Origin of the sequence: uncultured Gilvimarinus sp. (genome assembly GCF_963975215.1) — a bacterium.
Taxonomy (GTDB): Bacteria; Pseudomonadota; Gammaproteobacteria; order Pseudomonadales; family Cellvibrionaceae; genus Gilvimarinus.
The window spans coordinates 1-14,564 of record NZ_CAXBFW010000046.1 but is presented as its reverse complement, the minus strand read 5'-3'; the positions used below and the strand labels follow the sequence as shown (position 1 = coordinate 14,564).

Here is a 14,564-nt window from a genome sequence, read left to right as displayed (position 1 = left end):
GTCATCTCTTTTTTTGCTAATGATAAAGAAACGACACAGAATTATGAACACTACCCACAACACGCCGGTTTACACTCCGCATGGAAACCGGCAACAAGCTTACTAGAGTGCTCGTTCCCGCTTCCATTACGCGATTAGTGTTTTTTGAATCAGTTATTTAATGTCCACCGTCACTTTTTCAATCTCCCCTGTAAATGCGAACGGTGGCTTGTAAGCCACACTCACTGGCTGGCCTGTATCTTCGCCGATACCGAATGTGTCCACACCGAAGCGTGCCGGAACCGTTGCGTCCATGCTCCCCTGAGCCACGGTTTCATCGTTAACCGCGAGCGACAGGTCAGCCCCTAATACAAAAGAGTCCTTCCTCTGGATCAATTTGTAACATAAATGGATGGTTCGCCATCAGAAACCTCATAAATAACGAAGGGATTCTGTTTCAGACCTGGCATCCCTGGAGAACCCTGGGGCATTCCAGGAAGCGATATACCGCGAATCTCTGGCCGTTCGCGCAGAAGCTTGTTTAGGACATCTATTGGAACATGGCCTTCAACAACGTACCCCTCGATCGTCATGGTGTGACAACTTTGCAGTGTAGGTAGCACACCGTATTCAGCTTTAAACTTATCCACCTGAGAAGTCTCAACGACCTCGATGTTATAATCAAACTGACGCAAATATGTCGCGTATTCTTCACAGCAGCCACAACTCGGTTTTTTGTATAGCGTAGCCTCTTGGGAGTCACGAGCCATCACTGACTGCGAATTGGCCAAGAAAGTAATTACTAGAAATATACTCATTAGGACCGACGTATATCGTTTTTTTGAATTTCGAAATATAGTCATGGACAATCTCCTTTTTGGGATTTGTTAAACAATTAATTAACCTTTATCAACTTCAATCATTGCTTATCGAGTTAAAAACACGACGAATCATTTAAACAACAAACTAAACGAAGTTACTTTATTTGTTGATGAGACCTTAATGTTTCCGTTGTGCGCTTCTACAATCGACTTAACTATGGACAAACCTAACCCCACCCCGTCACTATGACGTGCCCTAGAGGGATCTACACGATAAAACCTATCAAATATTTTCGGCAAATGCTCAACCGGTATCTCTGGCCCCGGATTTTTTATAGTAAGTAACGCACCACCATTTTTTGGGGCACTCAGTTCCACGAGAACTTTCTCGCCTGCTGAAGTATGTCGTATTGCATTAGATAATAAATTTGACAGAGCACGCCTTAGCATAGATCGATCACCCAGTATATTTGGTGCCGCACCTTCCAACACTAGATTTACACTTTTATCTTCTGATAACGCTCCAAAAAAATCATACAGATCCAATACTTCTTGCCTCAGATTCACCTCCTCCCACACTAACTTTAATAGCCCGTGCTCACTGTGGGCCAACCACAGCATATCATTCACCATTTTGGCCAGACGCTCTTGCTCCTCTAAGTTTGAGTAAAGAAGCTCACGGTATTCATCTCGAGATCGGGGTTGACCAAGAGCCACTTGGGTTTGCGTAATAAGGTTGGATAAGGGGGTTCGAAGCTCATGAGCAATATCCGCAGAAAAATGGGATAACCGGGTAAAACTACCTTCCAGTCGCTCAATCATGCCGTTAAACGAAACCACCAACTTTTGCAGTTCAATGGGCACCGCGGCTGGCTCTATACGCACATGCAATCGATCAGCTTGCACATCGCTCATGGTGTCACTTAAACCACGCAACGGAGCGTGCCCTTGATGAACGCCGCACCATGCAGCCAGCAGTGTTATTCCTCCCGCAAAGGCCATAATAAGCCACAAGCTACGCTGGAAATTTCGAAGAAACTGTATATGAAAATTCATGTCGATGGCGGTTACAACGAGGTAAGTGTTGTCCTTAAAACGTATACTCGTCACCGCGCCGCGATAGGTCGTGTTATCAACCGTCCATGTGTATAAGTTGTCCGCCTTTATGCTGGATACAGGCGTCAAAGTGGGAACCGTTTGCGCTGATTCTAGTTCCGTCGGTCCATACAAGAGACTCCCTTGACTGTCCCATACTTGAAAATATACACCGTGATGCCCCGATACCGCGTGAGGCAAAACTTCTGATAGCGGCGTGGCACCATCATTGGCAAGTACTGACTGCCTTACCGCATTGGTTATTACCACCAACTCAGCCGCATCTTGCTCGGCAAAGTGGTGTTTGACAGCATCCTGCACCAGCTGACTTATAATCAATAGGCTTAGGCCGATAGCCGCTGCCACAAAAATCATAACCCGAGCGGTGAGCGAAAGCGGTCGACGGCCGCTGGGCTTATCCCGCCTCACTGTCGTCCTCCACTTCTAGCTTATAACCCATACCACGCACCGTATGAATTAACTTGGTCGGAAAGTCATCGTCAATTTTTGCTCGCAACCGACGAATAGCCACATCAATCACATTGGTGTCTGAGTCAAAATTCATATCCCAGACCTGAGACGCGATTAGCGAGCGTGGCAAAACCTCACTCTGCCGACGCGCCATAAATTCAAGCAGACAAAACTCTTTATGACTAAGGCTGATTTTACGCCCGCCTCGCATAGCACGACGACGTGGAAGGTCGAGCGTGAGATCGGCTATTTTAATGTGATCTGATACGGTTGATGCGGTGCCACGACGCAGTAATGTGCGTACGCGAGCCAGTAACTCGACAAAAGCAAAAGGCTTAACCAGGTAATCATCCGCACCAAGCTCCAAGCCTTTCACTCGGTCTGCCACACTGTCCCGCGCGGTGAGAAACAACACCGAGGTAGGCTTGCCTGCCTCTCGCAATGCCTGCAAGATTCGCCAACCGTCGATATCTGGCAGCATGACATCCAAAATGATCAGTTCAAAGGATTCCGTCATCGCAATGTGGTGACCATCCAGACCGTTACGGGCCAGCACTACCATGAAACCCGCCTCGGTCAGCCCTTGGCGTAAATAATCACCCGTTTTGATTTCGTCTTCAACCACCAATATACGCATAAGTGCGTCGCTCCACGTTTTAAACACGACCGAGCTTAATCGTGCCATACCCACGACAAGATGACCTAAAGATTACAGCTTTGTAATCTTTAGGTCATTTCGGTGCAAGGCGCTATCGACTAAGCTTAAGCTCTATACATGTAATCAACTTTAAACCCTTTTCACTCTGGAGTGCTAACCGTGACGAAATGGTTTTCGCGTGATACACAACCCGCACAGCTTGGTCGACGTCGCTTTGTACAAGGTTTGGCAGCCGGCGGCGTGCTGGCAGCATCACCCGCATGGCTACAAGCCGCCGAAGCGAGCATGACGGCGCTGGGAGAGGCTCCCGTGCTCAGCGGCACCGATATCGACTTGGTTATCGCTGAATCACCGGTCAATTTTACCGGCATAACACGGACAGCGACCACGATTAACGGCTCCATACCGGCCCCAACATTACGCTTTAAAGAGGGAGATGAGGTTACCATTCGGGTCACCAATAGGCTCCCTGTGTCTACCTCTATTCACTGGCACGGAATTATATTGCCGTTTCAGATGGACGGCGTACCGGGCATTAGCTTTAAGGGGATTGCGCCGGGGCAAACTTTTGTCTACCGGTTTAAGCTACAGCAAAGCGGTACTTACTGGTACCACTCACACAGCGGCTTTCAGGAAATGACGGGCATGTACGGCGCGCTAATTATCGAACCAAAAGATGGCGAGAGGCACGCCTCCGATCAAGACCACATCATTCAATTGTCCGACTGGACTGATGAAGCCCCAATGAGCGCATTCCGCAAACTGAAGGTGCAAAGCGACGTTTACAACTTTAGCCAGCCCACCTTTTTCGACTTTACCCGCGACGTTGCAAATATGGGATTTAAAGAGGCTCTAGAGAAACGGGAGATGTGGAATCAAATGCGCATGAGCCCCACTGATCTGGCAGATCTATCGGCTGCCACCATGACATTTTTGATGAATGGTACGACACCCGCCGGTAACTGGACTGGGCTTTTTCAGCCTGGCGATCGCATCCGACTACGCTTTGTCAATGCGGCGAGCAACAGCTTTTATGATGTTCGGATTCCCGGCTTAAAACTTACGGTTATTCAATCCGATGGACAGGATGTGGAACCAGTGACCGTCGATGAATTTCGCTTTGGCCCGGGTGAAACCTACGATGTGCTGGTGCAACCAAGCGAGGATGCCTACACTATTTTTGCTCAGAGCATCGATCGCAGTGGTTTCGCTCGGGGTACCCTGGCAACACAACAAGGGTTATCCGCCCCGGTGCCCGAACTCGATGCCGTCGAGTGGTTAACGATGGCCGACATGATGGGCGCAATGGCTTCGCAGGGGATGGACCATAAAGGTATGGACCACGGCAGCATGAATAAAACCACCGCAAGCGAGCACACCATGGGACAAATCAGCGGCGATAACGCTCCGATGCACGGTGCTATGGCGATGGATCACAGCGCACATAACATGAATCACTCTCCCCAGAACCCACTTGCCACGCCATCGCAAACGGTAAATCACGCGCGCAGCGAATATGACGCGTCGGTGGATATGCGAGTCGATATGCCGCGCACCAACCTTGACGACCCGGGCATTGGTTTACGCAATAACGGCCGCCGCGTATTAACCCTGGCCGATCTTAAATCTGTCGATGGTATATTGGATGATCATCGCATACCCGTGAAGGAGCTTGAACTACACCTGACCGGTAATATGGAGCGCTACAGTTGGTCGTTTGATGGCCTCGAATTCGGCCAGAGTACACCGGTATCGCTACCTCACGGCGAACGCATCAGAATTATTTTACAGAACGACACCATGATGACCCACCCTATGCACTTACACGGCATGTGGAGCGAGCTAGAAACCAATCAAGGCGATTTACGGGTACGCCGCCATACGATACCCGTACAACCGGCGCAACGTATCAGTTTTCTTACAACGCCACACGACTTAGGGCGCTGGGCATGGCACTGCCATCTACTCTTTCATATGGACGCGGGAATGTTCCGCGAAGTGGTGGTTTCATGAATAAATCGATTTTAAGCTTAATCGTCACCGCTACCGCGCTATGTGCAAATGCAGCCACGGCGCAAATGGATCACGGGGAAATGCAAATGCAAGGTGGTAGCGCCCCGAGTGACGCGCGTGACCCTCACGCCTACTCCGGCGGCTACACCCTTACTGAAGGCCCTTATGCACAGCAAGCACCACGTCAGCTCAAGCTCGCCGATGAACACGCGTTCTGGTCGGTTTTAGGTGATCGACTTGAATACAACGAAAGTGCAAACAGCACGGTTTACGACCTACAAGCTTGGTACGGGACCACTTACAATCGATTTGTTGTTAAAGCAGAAGGAGATATTGCTGACGGCACCATAGAAGAAAGTACAACTGACTTACTCTGGGGGCACGCATTCAATGCGTACTTTGACACACAACTAGGTATTCGACTCGACCAATACGACGAGGGCGAAGATCGCCAATGGCTAGCTTTGGGGATTCAGGGGCTGGCGCCCTACTGGTTTGAGCTGGATACAGCCGCTTATATCGGGGATAACGGACGCACCGCGCTGACTTTTGAGGCGGAGTACGAGCTAATGTTAAGTCAGCGATTAATATTACAACCACGTGCCGAAGTAAATCTGTACGGTAAAGACGACCCAGACAACGGTTTAGGAAAAGGGTTATCTGATCTAGCGATTGGCTTGCGCCTACGTTATGAGTTCAATCGCCAGTTTGCGCCTTACGTTGGGGTTGAGTGGATCGATAGTTACGGAAACACTGCCGATTATCGTCGAGCATCTGGTAAGGCTGTCAGCGATACTCAGCTTGTTGCAGGCTTGAGATTCTGGTTTTAAAGAAGCTTACACAAACCACCTATACTATTAGCACTAACATCACACTAATGAGGCTACATTATGAAAATTAGATTAATACCACAGGCAATTGCAGTTATCGCGATCGTAAGCAGTTTATCGGCACAAGCTCACGACCCTAAAGAACATATGAAAGATGCAGAAAAGCCTGATTGCGCAGCCATGAAGAACATGGACCACAGTAAAATGGATCATGATGATCCCGTAATGAAAGCCATGATGGAAAAATGTATGCCAGCAACGCATGAGAAAAACGAATCACAAGAAGACGATAAAAAAGAAAATAATCATCAACAAAAAGACATGCATGAAGAATCATCAGAGCACAATCACTAAACCCGATGACACATTTTTGGCCATCCATAAACTTTAACAAGAGGACTCTGACGTGCTCAAAATTACAAATTGCACTAAATGCCTATTGCTGACTTTTGGCGTAATCATTTTGGGCACAGCTGGGTTTCTTTACTCGGGGCTATACCCAATGGGTGCAGACGCACCTCACAACGCCCTCACCTATTGGGCCCTAGAAACTCTTAGGGAGCAGTCAATCGCTCGCGCTGCGAGCGACATAAAAGTGCCAACTAATTTAGACACATCCGAGCGTTTACTTGCAGGCGGCGCGGATTACAATGACATGTGCAGCGGGTGCCACCTCAAACCTGGTAAAAGTCAAAGTGATTTTACTCTGGGGCTTTACCCTGTACCGCCCAACTTATCGCTACCTAAAAAAGAGCATAGTCACAACGAGCGTACAAGCAGCAATCAATACTCTCTGCAACGTCAGTTTTGGATTATAAAGCATGGAATTAAAGCCTCGGGAATGCCAGCTTGGGCACCGGGACATGACGATGAGCGTATCTGGAATATGGTAGCATTTATCAATAAGCTGCCGAAACTTAATCAAACGCAATACCAGATACTAACCGCTAGAGCTGATGCAGCTGAAAACCACGGCCACTAAAACGTGACCATTAGCAGTACTCTATCCATATTACTTTTCTTATTGGCATACGCCCCCAATAAACTGGGGCGTCAGCAAAGACGCTCCTGTTTTGACTAAACACTTATAATGCCAGCATGATTACACCGCCGGCAATCATAAACAGATTCTCGCTTAAAGACACAAACCCGAGAGGAACATTGCTATCGCCGCCCACGCAAGCGCACTTTAGCTCCCGCTTGTCGATATAGACGGCTTTAAACACCGAGACTGCCCCAACCCCCCCGATAAAGAGGGACACCGGAGCAACCCATAAAGCCCCAATCGACGCAATCATACCGACCCCAGCGTACGCTTCAAGAAACGGGTAAAGGTAACCATAGCGAATATTTCTTTGGGCCAAAAGGTCGTAAGTGATAAATGAGTTCGTAAAACTGTATAAGTCCTGTAGCTTTTGAACTGCCAGCATCACCATAGATACCGCAATAAAAAGCAAGAGTGTACGAATTGACAGCAGCGGCAAAGCCACCGCCCACTGGAAAGCAACTGCCATTAATGCCGCCACACTAAAAATCGTAACAACCGGAGCGTATGTGGTCCCACTTTGACCAGCAGAACCTTTATCGAAATACTCCCGAAGCTTGTCATAGCCCCCTACGCGCTGCTCAGCGATAAACGTCTGGGGGGTGGTTTCAACATCATATTGCTTTTTAAATTCGTCTGCCTGTTGCCTAGTGGTTAATTTACGATCATCCACCTTATAACCTTCGCGCTTGAGCAAATCCTTAGACCTCAAACCAAACGGGCATATATGCTCAGCGGTTTCCATACGGTATAAAACTGCAGTTTTACTCATATCACTCTCCTTTATTTAGTTGTCCTTTAAATGTTGGAACTGAGCGTGACATCGCCTCTTGCTTTGAACTCGCGGCTCCGTTTTTCGCAATATCATAAATCAACCATTCCATTTCTTTTATTTCTTTACGCTGGGCCTTAATAATCCCATCGGCTAGCTCTCGAACTCTTGGGTCGTCGATATTAGCTCGCTCACTGGTAAGAATCGCAATGGAGTGATGAGGGATCATAGCTTTCATCCAAGACTCATCGGCAACAGTATCTTGCGACCTCACCAAATACACACAAACACTGAAAACAACAACGGAGACTGTAAATATACTGACATTAAGCGCCTTGTTTCTATACATCCCCAACATAAAGGAAAGCATAATAACGGCCATTCCTGCCCCCATGTAAAGGGCCATATAGGTTCGCGTCTCACTAAACCAGACATGCGATACGGCATACGTGTTTAGGTACATCATAATGAACATCACAATAGTAGAGGTGATTATCATTGATGCAAATTTTTTGTAACTCATGGTGTAATCCTTACATTTTTTAGACGTGTATTGGAGGCTTTTCGACACCCAACAAAAAGAAGCAGAATCCATTCCATTTTTATGCCAAGTTACCCACAAAAAGTAGACACATAAAGCAGAAACATAATATTTTATTTGGAGCTGACTCCATACAAAGTAACCCATGTCCAAAACATAGGTTTAAGAAACATCACCATTCCATAAGATGGAGACTATGAGGAGCCAAAGAACAGTTTAAGAATACCCGCTCATTCAATAAAAATTTAAACCATCACCTCTTTGGGACCTGATTACAATAGTGCGCCTCATACTTAGCGGAGTCGGCAATGTTACTATCTATTTGACGCTGCCAGCTGAGCTTTATTCGACCCCACCAATTATCGACCAGTAAAAGACCGTAATCATGCAGCGTAAGTATCACGTCATCAATATTAATGAGAGAGGCATCATATCGAACTATCAAAGTTGATCCTTGAGTGTGAATCGAAACCCGATCGACTCCAGTTAACTCACTAATATCACGTTCAATAATTTCAACTTGTTCCTCATCAAGCCCGACCAGAGGTAAGGAATACTTGGTCAGAAACCCTGGCGTGATGGCTTTACTATGCTGATTCATTGCAAGCCTCCCTCACAAAGGCGTTAAGATTAAAAACGGATCCACGCTTTAATCGAGACATCCGACGAGCCGAGCCCAGATATCTCACAATTATTCACTTACGGTAATGCTTCCTTGATACATTTTCATCTGACAATGAAATTCATATTCGCCTGGATCCAATGCAGGAAGAGCAATGGATTTAGGTTTATTCAATGGCAGAGTTTCACTGACTCCCAGATCAGGAATTAGCAGAATTTCAGAACACGGAGATGGATCTTTCCGAAAAAACGATAACACCATTGGACGCCCTGAGGCTATCTGAAGGCGCGATGGAGTATAAGCTCCGTTTTCAACAGTTATCACTGTATCGTCTTCGCCCACCACTTGCTCTGGTCTATACACCCAAAACCACCACACTATTAGTACGATCAACCCAATGCCTGCGAGATTGACAAATAACATTTGAGAACTCCTATTAGTGTTCCTTAGCCTTAAACAACCTTAAACGGTTAGCATTAGTCACCACTGTGAGTGATGAGAATGCCATAGCAGCACCGGCAATCACCGGACTTAGCAACACGCCAAAAAATGGATACAAAACACCTGCAGCTAAAGGCACCCCCGCAGCATTGTATACAAAAGCTCCAAATAGATTTTGCTTGATATTACTCAAGGTTGCTTTACTAATAGCGATAGCATCGGCCAAACCATGCAAAGAGCCGCGCATCAAGGTGATATCGGCGCTCTCGATCGCGACGTCAGTCCCGGTGCCAATAGCAAATCCTACGTCGGCAATCGCTAATGCCGGCGCATCGTTAATACCATCGCCGGTCATACCAACCACCTCGCCCTCCATTTGTAGCGTTTGTACTTTTTTCGATTTATCGTCTGGTTGTACTTCGGCAAAAAACTCTTTAACACCAACTTTATCGGCTACCGCTTTAGCCGTGTCTCGGTTATCACCTGTGAGCATTATCACGCGAACACCGTTACTTTGCAGACGTTTAATCGCAGCAATGGAGTCATCTTTTACCGGATCTGCAACGGCGATAATGGCCGCCAATTTATTATCCACGGAAAAATACATGGGCGTTTTCGCCTCAGCCGCCAGTGCTTGCGCTTTTGCCACAAATCCGCCTAGCTCAACGCCATGCTTTTGCATAAGCTTTTCATTACCAAACAGCAGCGTCTTACCCTGCACATCCGCCTGTACGCCGTGACCGGCAATGGCGTTAAAGTTAGACGCTTTACCGGCATCTAGCCCGCGCTCATTGGCGCTTTCTACTATGGCCATTGCCAATGGGTGTTCTGAGCCGGCCTCCAAAGTCGCCGCCAGCTGTAAAACTGTATTTTCATCTTGCCCGTCAGCCACCAATATATCCGTCACTTTGGGCGCACCTAACGTAATGGTTCCGGTTTTGTCCAACACCATTGCCGTTATTTTAGATGCGGTTTGCAAGGCTTCACCATTGCGAATCAATACCCCCGCCTCGGCAGCCTTACCAATACCAACCATTACCGACATAGGCGTTGCCAGCCCTAAGGCACAGGGGCATGCAATAATTAACACCGTTGTGGCAGACACAATGGCAAAAGCCACGGTAGGTTCTGGCCCAAAGTTTAACCACACCAGCGCACTCACCACGGCGGTAATCATAACCACCGGCACAAAATACGCCGAAATCACATCAGCCAAACGCCCGATTGGCGGCTTTGAGTTTTGTGCGCGCTTAACCATGTTAATAATCTGCGCTAATGCGGTATCTTTACCCACACGGGTCGCTTTAAATACAACTGACCCAGATTTATTGATAGTGCCAGCTACCACCTCATCGCCTTCAGATTTTTCTACCGGCATGGGCTCCCCCGTCAGCATCGACTCATCAATCGCGGAGTGGCCCTCGACTACCTCACCGTCAACGGGGATTTTTTCGCCGGGGCGCACACGCACCACGTCATTTAAAACAACCTCATCAATGGCGATATCCAGCTCTTTATCATCGCGTATAACTCGCGCCATTTTAGGCTGCAGGCCAATCAAGCGTTTTATCGCCTCGGAGGTTCGCCCCCGCGCCTTTAACTCAAGCGCCAGCCCCAAATTAATTAGGCCAATAATCATAGCCGTGGCTTCAAAGTACACATGCCGAGCCATCTCGGGCAGCAGGTAAGGTACCAGCACAACCACCATCGAATAAAACCAAGCGGTGCCCGTGCCCAACGCAATTAATGTATCCATATTGGCCGAATGGTTCTTAAGCGATTGCCACGCGCCAATATAAAAATGCTTACCCGAAAACACCATTACCGCAAGGGTTAGCACGCCTACCAACAACCACACTGTCCGCTCAGTGGTGGTGGTTACGGCCATCTCTCCGCCGAGAATACTGTAGATCATCAACGGCACGCCAAGTAATAACGCAATCGTCATCTCGCGCATTAAACGACGATAATACGACAAATCGGCGGCTTCTTTTTCAGCGAGCACATCATCAGTCGATTCGGCCGCGCTAACCGTCGCACGGTAGCCGGCAGCCTCTATCGCTTTAATTAACGCGGAGGCATCTTCGTCGCCAAACACGCTAACCGTGCGTTGCGCAAAATTCATTTCGGCCGAAGTTACGCCAGGGACACGCTTCAGGGCCGACTCGATTTTGGCAACGCAACTACCACAGCTAGCGCCATCGATCAGTAGCTCATGATGGATACCGTCATCACTTTGGCGGTTTTCTTGTTGCGCCTGCATACTATCGGCGCCGGGCTGATGACACGCTTTATCTAAGTCCGTCTCGGCTGTACTCATAAGGTTGCCCCCTAATTAATCTATAATGCTGGCTGAATAACTTGCGCCATCGAGCGCCTCTAAAAGAGAGTCTGCGGCTACTGATCCAGACACCAAAGCAATACCACTTGATAAGTCCATTGTAGCGGCCGTTACTCCCGTCACCGAACTCAGCGCCTGTTCAATACTAGTCTTACAGCTACCACAATGCGCGCCTTTAACGGACAATTTATAAACTGGCATACCTTTATCAGTACTCGATGATTCGCCGCTAGCGTTGACTAATGGAGGCTTTGCGCAGCAGCACCCTCGTACGCCTGACTGGGTAGTGACAATATCGTTACTCATGATTATTCCTCTTCCGCTTGTAGTGAAAACCCTTCGATCAAATGACAGATCATGTCACCATCGGGCACCTTATCAGGCTCCTTACTCCACTGGGTCACGGCCTCCCTCATTCGCTTTCGCAACAACTTCACCTCTTGAAAACGCTGTTCCGTCTCGTGCAAGCGCTGATCAATCAAGCGTCGCACTGTCGGACATGGCGACTCTTTATTGTCTGCATGACCCAGTATTTTCTGAATATCCTCGACCGAAAAGCCAAGCTGCCGAGCACTCAAGACAAACCTTAATCTACTTGCATCGCTTGAGCTGTATTCGCGATAACCATTTGCATAATTTTTGGTTGGATTTAGAATTCCGATCCGCGTATAGAATCGAACAGTATCAGCTGTAACTTCTAATTTTCTGGCAATTTCGACAACCTTCATTCTAGCTCCTCTAGCCTGGTAGGTTTCCTTTGGGCTCTAGATCTAGCTTCAACTTTAGTTCTAATCGAGCTGAATTTTAAGGAAACCAGCAACATAACCCACACCATAAACCTATGTCTAACACACAAGTCAAGAGCTTTTAGAGGAAACGCCCACCTCAACTTAATAACCGTGCCCACCTCCGAGGCATTAGAATCGACATATCTAGCGTAGTAACGTCTCCCTCAACCGCTTCTAAGCGGCCGAGGGAGAGATATAGAAGCGACCGCGCACGGTTTTATCTCCACATCGCCGTAAATGTACTTGACTTGCCAAGCAAATCCGCCACCATACTGTATATATTCACAGTGTAGGTTAATGATGAAGATTATCCCCCTAGCGCTAGACAGGCTTTCGATCGAGATCCCGTTGCACGGCTGCCTCGTCCGCGCCGGCTTTCCCTCCCCCGCTGACGATTACCTGGAAAGACCCCTTGATCTCAATGAGCACCTAATCAAGCGACCAGCGGCGACTTATTTTGTGCGAGCTCAGGGTGACTCTATGCAGCAGCTCGGAATCTACGATGGGGACCTCTTAATTGTCGATCGTTCCATCGAGGCTGCCCACGGTAACGTGATTATCGCGGCCGTCGAAGGCGAGCTGACCTGCAAAGTCCTGGATACCAAATATCGCCGGCTTCTCTCTGGGAATGACCTCTACCCTCCGATCGAGTGTAGCGCCGATATGGAGTGGGTTTCAGAGGGGGTGGTTGTGGCATCCGTGAGGTATCACCATGTTTTGCCTGGTTGATTGCAATAGCTTCTATGCAAGCTGTGAACAGGTTTTCAGGCCCGACCTCCGGGGGAAGCCCGTTGTCGTGCTCTCAAATAACGACGGGTTTGTGGTGGCCAGGAGCCGGGAGGCCAAAGCCCTTGGCATTCCCGACTTGGAGCCATTCTTCAAAATTGAGCCGCTGCTAAGGCGGCACAATGTAGCGATATTCAGTTCCAATTATGCGCTCTATGGCGACCTGTCTGGCCGTGTGGTTGCCACACTGCAGGAGTTTGCCGAGGACCTTGAGGTCTACAGCATCGATGAGGTCTTCATTCGGCCATGGTGCCCTGATGGCGACCTGAAGCAATTCGGTCAGAAAGTCCGAGATACTGTCTGGCGCGATGTCAGAATTCCAGTAGGCGTCGGCATGGCTTCAACCAAAACGCTCGCCAAGCTGGCTAACCGGGCTGCGAAGAAAATCCCCGCTCTGGACTACGTATGTATTGTGAAGCGGGAGGAACAACGTGAATGGCTGCTCAGGCGTGCCAAGGTGGACGATATCTGGGGTGTCGGCCGGCGCCTGACGGCACGACTGAACGCCCAGGGAGTATCCACCGGGTGGGACCTGGCGAGCATGAACCCCAAGCAGGCACGGCAGCACTTCAGCGTTTGCCTAGAGCGCACGATCGAGGAGCTGAACGGCATATCCTGCCTCCCCCTGGAGGATGCGCCGCCGGCGAAACGCGAAATCTACTGTACGCGATCTTTTGGCGAGAGAGCGAGTACGATAGAGCCCATCCTGCAGGCGACGTCACTTTATGCCAGTCGTGCCAGTGAAAAGCTCCGAAAGCAAAAGCACCTGGTGCGTGAGATCCTGGTATTCCTGCAAACCTCGCCCTTTGCGGAGAAACGTTACTCCAAGTCTGTGACTGTGAGATTGCCCTACCCGACCGACGACACGCGTCTGATCACACGTGCCGCCAAGCAAGCGATTCGATCGCTCTACAAGGATGGGTATCAATATCTTAAGTCAGGCGTTGGCCTGATCGACCTCATCGATCCAGCGTATGGCCAGGGAGACTTATTTCAGGTAGCACAGCCACTTCGATCGACAAAAATGATGGCGACACTGGATGCGGTGAATAAGCGGTTTGGAAGCGGAACCGCTTTCTCGGCCGCCGAAGGCTTAAAGAAAAAATGGGCGATGCGGCAGTCATACAGATCGCCTTCGTATACGACGGTCTGGAATGAGCTACCCAAGGTTTATTGAGAGTTAGCTGATCACTTTGTCTAGTTGGGGTGGTTATAAGAGCGTACCGTATGTGTTGAAATCTACTTGTGGCACCAACATCAAAAATACACCCGAAAATACGTTAACGCTCAAGTCCCAAAATTATAAGGGGTAAGCGGATTAAATGGTTGATCTTACCTTTGCATGAGAGTGAGACAGACCG

Annotated in this window: 17 protein-coding genes; 6 read left to right on the top strand and 11 right to left on the bottom strand. The window is 48.7% G+C overall.

What is annotated here, in order from left to right; translation table 11 throughout:
• Positions 1–153: 153 nt before the first annotated feature.
• The 4 genes from AAC019_RS16820 to AAC019_RS16805 form a co-directional block, all read right to left on the bottom strand.
• Positions 154–375 (bottom strand): hypothetical protein, encoded by a 222-nt coding sequence (locus AAC019_RS16820; RefSeq protein ID WP_339900461.1) that lies wholly within the window; start codon positions 373–375, stop codon positions 154–156.
• Positions 372–842, bottom strand: coding sequence for a DUF411 domain-containing protein (locus AAC019_RS16815; RefSeq protein ID WP_339900459.1), 471 nt, complete (start codon positions 840–842; stop codon positions 372–374). The genes AAC019_RS16820 and AAC019_RS16815 overlap by 4 nt, the downstream gene beginning before the upstream one ends.
• An 87-nt stretch (positions 843–929) precedes the next feature.
• On the bottom strand, positions 930–2,324 hold the full coding sequence (locus tag AAC019_RS16810; RefSeq protein ID WP_339900457.1) for a heavy metal sensor histidine kinase: 1,395 nt from the start codon (positions 2,322–2,324) through the stop codon (positions 930–932).
• On the bottom strand, positions 2,311–3,003 hold the full coding sequence (locus tag AAC019_RS16805) for a heavy metal response regulator transcription factor (protein WP_339900456.1): 693 nt from the start codon (positions 3,001–3,003) through the stop codon (positions 2,311–2,313). Before AAC019_RS16805 ends, AAC019_RS16810 begins: the two co-directional genes overlap by 14 nt.
• A gap of 180 nt (positions 3,004–3,183) precedes the next feature.
• Here AAC019_RS16805 and AAC019_RS16800 point away from each other — a divergent pair, with 180 nt between their 5' ends.
• Genes AAC019_RS16800 through AAC019_RS16785 form a run of 4 tightly spaced genes read left to right on the top strand, consistent with a single transcriptional unit; the run spans position 3,184 to position 6,849 of the window.
• Positions 3,184–5,037, top strand: coding sequence for a copper resistance system multicopper oxidase (locus tag AAC019_RS16800; RefSeq protein ID WP_339900454.1), 1,854 nt, complete (start codon positions 3,184–3,186; stop codon positions 5,035–5,037).
• Positions 5,034–5,867 carry a copper resistance protein B gene (locus AAC019_RS16795; RefSeq protein WP_339900452.1) on the top strand — a complete coding sequence of 278 codons (834 nt, stop codon included), beginning with the start codon at positions 5,034–5,036 and terminating at the stop codon, positions 5,865–5,867. Before AAC019_RS16800 ends, AAC019_RS16795 begins: the two co-directional genes overlap by 4 nt.
• Before the next feature lie 60 nt (positions 5,868–5,927).
• Positions 5,928–6,221 carry a hypothetical protein gene (locus tag AAC019_RS16790; RefSeq protein ID WP_339900450.1) on the top strand — a complete coding sequence of 98 codons (294 nt, stop codon included), beginning with the start codon at positions 5,928–5,930 and terminating at the stop codon, positions 6,219–6,221.
• Between the two features lie 52 nt (positions 6,222–6,273).
• Complete coding sequence (locus AAC019_RS16785; RefSeq protein ID WP_339900449.1) at positions 6,274–6,849, top strand: cytochrome c; 576 nt, start codon at positions 6,274–6,276, stop codon at positions 6,847–6,849.
• 103 nt (positions 6,850–6,952) lie between these two features.
• Here the strand turns inward: AAC019_RS16785 and AAC019_RS16780 are convergent, their stop codons facing one another.
• From AAC019_RS16780 to AAC019_RS16750, 7 genes are all read right to left on the bottom strand, one after another.
• Entirely contained in the window at positions 6,953–7,684 is a 732-nt protein-coding gene (locus tag AAC019_RS16780) for a glutaredoxin (RefSeq protein WP_339900447.1), read from the bottom strand.
• Position 7,685: 1 nt separating this feature from the next.
• Positions 7,686–8,207: a DUF305 domain-containing protein gene (locus AAC019_RS16775; protein WP_339900446.1), complete on the bottom strand. Its 522-nt coding sequence runs from the start codon at positions 8,205–8,207 to the stop codon at positions 7,686–7,688.
• A 271-nt stretch (positions 8,208–8,478) separates the two neighbouring features.
• Positions 8,479–8,826: a hypothetical protein gene (locus tag AAC019_RS16770; protein ID WP_339900444.1), complete on the bottom strand. Its 348-nt coding sequence runs from the start codon at positions 8,824–8,826 to the stop codon at positions 8,479–8,481.
• A gap of 90 nt (positions 8,827–8,916) precedes the next feature.
• On the bottom strand, positions 8,917–9,270 hold the full coding sequence (locus AAC019_RS16765; RefSeq protein ID WP_339900443.1) for a cupredoxin domain-containing protein: 354 nt from the start codon (positions 9,268–9,270) through the stop codon (positions 8,917–8,919).
• A 13-nt stretch (positions 9,271–9,283) separates the two neighbouring features.
• On the bottom strand, positions 9,284–11,551 hold the full coding sequence (locus tag AAC019_RS16760) for a heavy metal translocating P-type ATPase (RefSeq protein ID WP_339900464.1): 2,268 nt from the start codon (positions 11,549–11,551) through the stop codon (positions 9,284–9,286).
• A gap of 72 nt (positions 11,552–11,623) precedes the next feature.
• Positions 11,624–11,935: a cation transporter gene (locus AAC019_RS16755; RefSeq protein ID WP_339900442.1), complete on the bottom strand. Its 312-nt coding sequence runs from the start codon at positions 11,933–11,935 to the stop codon at positions 11,624–11,626.
• A 2-nt stretch (positions 11,936–11,937) separates the two neighbouring features.
• A complete protein-coding gene (locus AAC019_RS16750) occupies positions 11,938–12,357 on the bottom strand; it encodes a MerR family DNA-binding protein (protein ID WP_339900441.1) in 420 nt (139 codons plus the stop codon).
• A 360-nt stretch (positions 12,358–12,717) separates the two neighbouring features.
• Between AAC019_RS16750 and umuD the strand changes: the two genes are divergently transcribed.
• Together umuD and AAC019_RS16740 are read left to right on the top strand one after the other, a co-directional pair.
• The gene (umuD, locus tag AAC019_RS16745) at positions 12,718–13,146 is read left to right on the top strand and encodes a translesion error-prone DNA polymerase V autoproteolytic subunit (RefSeq protein WP_339900463.1); all 429 of its coding nucleotides are present in this window, start codon (positions 12,718–12,720) and stop codon (positions 13,144–13,146) included.
• Positions 13,130–14,380 (top strand): Y-family DNA polymerase, encoded by a 1,251-nt coding sequence (locus tag AAC019_RS16740; RefSeq protein WP_339900440.1) that lies wholly within the window; start codon positions 13,130–13,132, stop codon positions 14,378–14,380. Before umuD ends, AAC019_RS16740 begins: the two co-directional genes overlap by 17 nt.
• The last annotated feature ends 184 nt before the right edge of the window (positions 14,381–14,564 follow it).